This window comes from Sulfurovum sp. bin170 (assembly GCF_010892395.1).
Taxonomy (GTDB): Bacteria; Campylobacterota; Campylobacteria; order Campylobacterales; family Sulfurovaceae; genus UBA1140.
Genome location: NZ_JAACKB010000038.1, coordinates 1 through 3166, shown reverse-complemented (window position 1 = coordinate 3166; position 3166 = coordinate 1). Strand labels below are relative to the sequence as shown.

3 protein-coding genes are annotated in these 3166 nt (G+C 35.7%); all 3 read right to left on the bottom strand.

Going from position 1 to position 3166, the window contains the following annotated elements; translation table 11 throughout:
- Positions 1–23: 23 nt before the first annotated feature.
- The gene (locus GSY74_RS00900) at positions 24–1046 is read right to left on the bottom strand and encodes a YhcG family protein (RefSeq protein WP_164663217.1); all 1023 of its coding nucleotides are present in this window, start codon (positions 1044–1046) and stop codon (positions 24–26) included.
- Positions 1043–2260 carry a restriction endonuclease subunit S gene (locus GSY74_RS00895; protein WP_164663216.1) on the bottom strand — a complete coding sequence of 406 codons (1218 nt, stop codon included), beginning with the start codon at positions 2258–2260 and terminating at the stop codon, positions 1043–1045. Before GSY74_RS00895 ends, GSY74_RS00900 begins: the two co-directional genes overlap by 4 nt.
- A gap of 114 nt (positions 2261–2374) precedes the next feature.
- On the bottom strand, positions 2375–3085 hold the full coding sequence (locus GSY74_RS00890; RefSeq protein WP_164663215.1) for a DUF3800 domain-containing protein: 711 nt from the start codon (positions 3083–3085) through the stop codon (positions 2375–2377).
- Positions 3086–3166: the final 81 nt, after the last annotated feature.

Genomic DNA, 3166 nt, shown 5'->3' with positions numbered 1-3166 from the left:
TTTTTTTGTTGCTTGTATAACCATTAGTTCTTAGCGTCCTTGTTTACAAGAAGTTTTCTCTCTCTCAAAAGCTCCACTCTCAGTTCTTCTTCAGTCGGTAAAAATGGTAGATATTTTGAGCTAAAGAGTTGTTTGCTGTCACTAAGCACAGAATACTTTGCAACTGCCTCTGACTTTTCACTACAAAGGATTAGACCAATAGTAGGATTATCATCTTCCCCTTTATGAAACTTATCATACACTCGTACATAAGTATCCATCTGCCCGACATCTTGATGTGTAAGTTTTCCTAGTTTCAAATCTATAAGCAGAAAACATTTGAGCTTGAAGTTGTAAAACACCAAGTCTATGTAAAAGTCTTGCTCCTCTACATGTAGCCGTTGCTGTCTTGAAACAAAAGCAAACCCACGTCCTAGTTCCAGTAGGAACTGTTGGAGGTTATCTATAAGGGATTGCTCTATATTTGATTCAAGCAGTGATTGATGGGGTAAGTTGAGAAAATCAAAGATATAGGGGTCTCTTAGCATGTCTTTTGTATCTACTTGAAGACTTTTAACTTTTTCTTCTGCCTCTTTCTTTAGTGGTAATTTCTCTTTGCTGGAGAGTAGCCTTTCATAGTAGAGCTTACTTACTTGCCTGTCTAATGCTCTTGCACTCCAACTGTTCTCTATACTCTCTTGGATATACCACTCTCTAGCGTCTTTATTTTCTATCTGCATTAATCTTCTATAATGAGTCCAACTCAATTTGGTACTCACTGAGTCCCATTTTGAAAAGGTACTATAAAACTGTCTCATTTTTCGTAAGTTTCTAGCATCGAAACCTTTACCAAACTCTCTAGTTAAAGTCTCTGCTATCTGCTCTAATTGCTTCTTCCCATACTCTGCACGCTCTTTGCCCTGTTGTTCATCTTCGACTATCAATCGTCCAATGCTCCAATAGGTTTGAACCATCGTTGTATTTACAGTTTGTTGGAGATGTTGTCTTGATGCTTGGAGAAGGGTTTTAATGTCTTCGAGTAAAGGTTTGTTTGTTAGTTCATTCATGCTATCTCCCTCACATCAATCTTCCCAGTAACAGCCGAACTGATAAGGGCTGTTCGCTTCTCTTTGAGTAGCTCTATAGCTTTGGTTGATTTGGTTGTTAGATTGTCTATTTTTGAGGTTTTTTCGTCTATGTATTTTGCAATTTCTTGTTGTTCTTCAAGTGGTGGTTGTACACCAGTTAAATTAATAATATTTTCTACCGCTAGACCAGGCTGAGCTGCAGATACGGAGTATTGATTTAAATTCATAGTTCTTAAGATTTCACCTAACCATTTTACATCTATATTTTTATTGTTATGAACTACTATAGCATGCTCTGTAGCCCAGAATTTATCTTTAGAATAATTGATATTTCCACAGAGTGCCCCTTGTCTACCAATAAGTACATAGTTGCCTTTTAAATTGTAAGCTTTTGAATAACCTCTTAGTCCATTTCCTCCAAGCACAGGATAATTTCCTTCAACTTCAATATTATCTGCCGAAATAAAATCACCACTTCTATAAATACCGTAGTGCTTAATTTTTCCTATCGTCCAATGCTCAGGAATCTCCCCCAACCACTCAACCCCACTATCTTTCATAGTTACTGTGCTATCTAGTCCACGAGTTACGGCAGTTGAGATAACCGCTTGTCGTTTCTCTTTGAGTAGTTCTATAAGTTTTATCTGTTTCTCGATGAGGGTGTCTATCTTTGCTGTGGCAATGTCAAGGTAGTTGGCTATGGCTTGTTGTTCTTGGAGGGGAGGAATAACTATCGGCATGTTACTTACAAAATCTACACTTGCTCTTGGCATCTTAGAACCATAGGTTGAGCCATCTACAATATCAATAAATGCTTCTGAAATCATTGCATAAAATGCAAATCTTGATTCTGTCTGTTTTGTTGGTCTGTACACCAAAATATCTCCAAATGCTACTCCACTATTCTGACATTGATATACCTTAGCTAAATAAGGTCGTAATTTACCAAATAGGACATCATCTTCTTTAAACTCAACATCATCTCCTTGATACTTTGAATCTGTAGGAATATATTGACCACTCCAACTAGCTATGTTCTCTAACGCAATTACTTGCTGATTAATTATTGTGACTTTATCTGTTTGGAGAGTTAGGTTATATTTCAGCTTCTTAACTTCCCAATCCTCAGGTATCTTCCCCAACCACTCAACACCACTATCCCGATAGCTAGGATATACTTCATACTTACTCATCTATATTCCCTCACATTACTCTTGTCTATTAATGAGATTTTAGATATAATGGCTTCAAAGTTCCCATCTACTGATAAGACTCCAAGGGAGGCTTCTTCGGATAGGTAGAATGGGTCATCTCTCATAATGATTTACCTCCGTATCTTTAGTCATTAACTCTTCATCTAGTATATAAGTCTTTATTTTATCGTAATAGCTATCATCTCCATGCTCATATTTTCTAAAAATAGCCCATGAAATATAGTCAACTATCTGTAAGTTAGCACTTGATGCAGAACAGTGATGAAATATATCATATCGTATATCTAAACCCCTTTGCCGAATATAACCTTTTATCCCTTTTTTCAATGCACCAATCTGTTTAGAACGATTCTTTGCAATAGGAAGTCTATCTGTAATAATAATGAAGTTTGTATCAATATTAAGTATATCAAGTAGCCTTTGGATAGAGTAACTCAGGTTATTGATGTAAAAATGTTCTTTTACTTTGCGTTTACTTGGGTTAACTTTTGGTTTTTCGAGTATATAGGAATAAGCTTTTACACTTTTTTCATCAAAACTAGAGATGATTTCAAAGAACTTTTGCTTAATATATTTGTTATCTTTGTGAGCATGAAATGACTCCAGGTCCAGTCGTGTTGAGTCTTGATTATATAAATTCCTCTCAAGTAGCTCATATCTATAGTTAGCTATTTTTTCATGTAAATTAAAGGGTCTGTTTTTCACTAAAAAGTTAAACATATAGTGCTTTGAACCTTTAGAAGAGAAGTCCATATCTCCAGCTTCATCAACAAAAATATAGAGTGTGTTTTGAGAGTTATTCAAAAAAAGACTCCTCGGGGTGAGCATTGTAAAGAGGCTTGAGAAGTGCTGTTAATAGAAGTATATCCAAAAACATTATATCTC

Bases quoted from the DNA above. Each gene is read 5' to 3' on its own strand.
- GSY74_RS00900 (WP_164663217.1), bottom strand. From the start codon at position 1,046: ATGAATGAACTAACAAACAAACCTTTACTCGAAGACATTAAAACCCTT.
- GSY74_RS00895 (WP_164663216.1), bottom strand. From the start codon at position 2,260: ATGAGTAAGTATGAAGTATATCCTAGCTATCGGGATAGTGGTGTTGAG.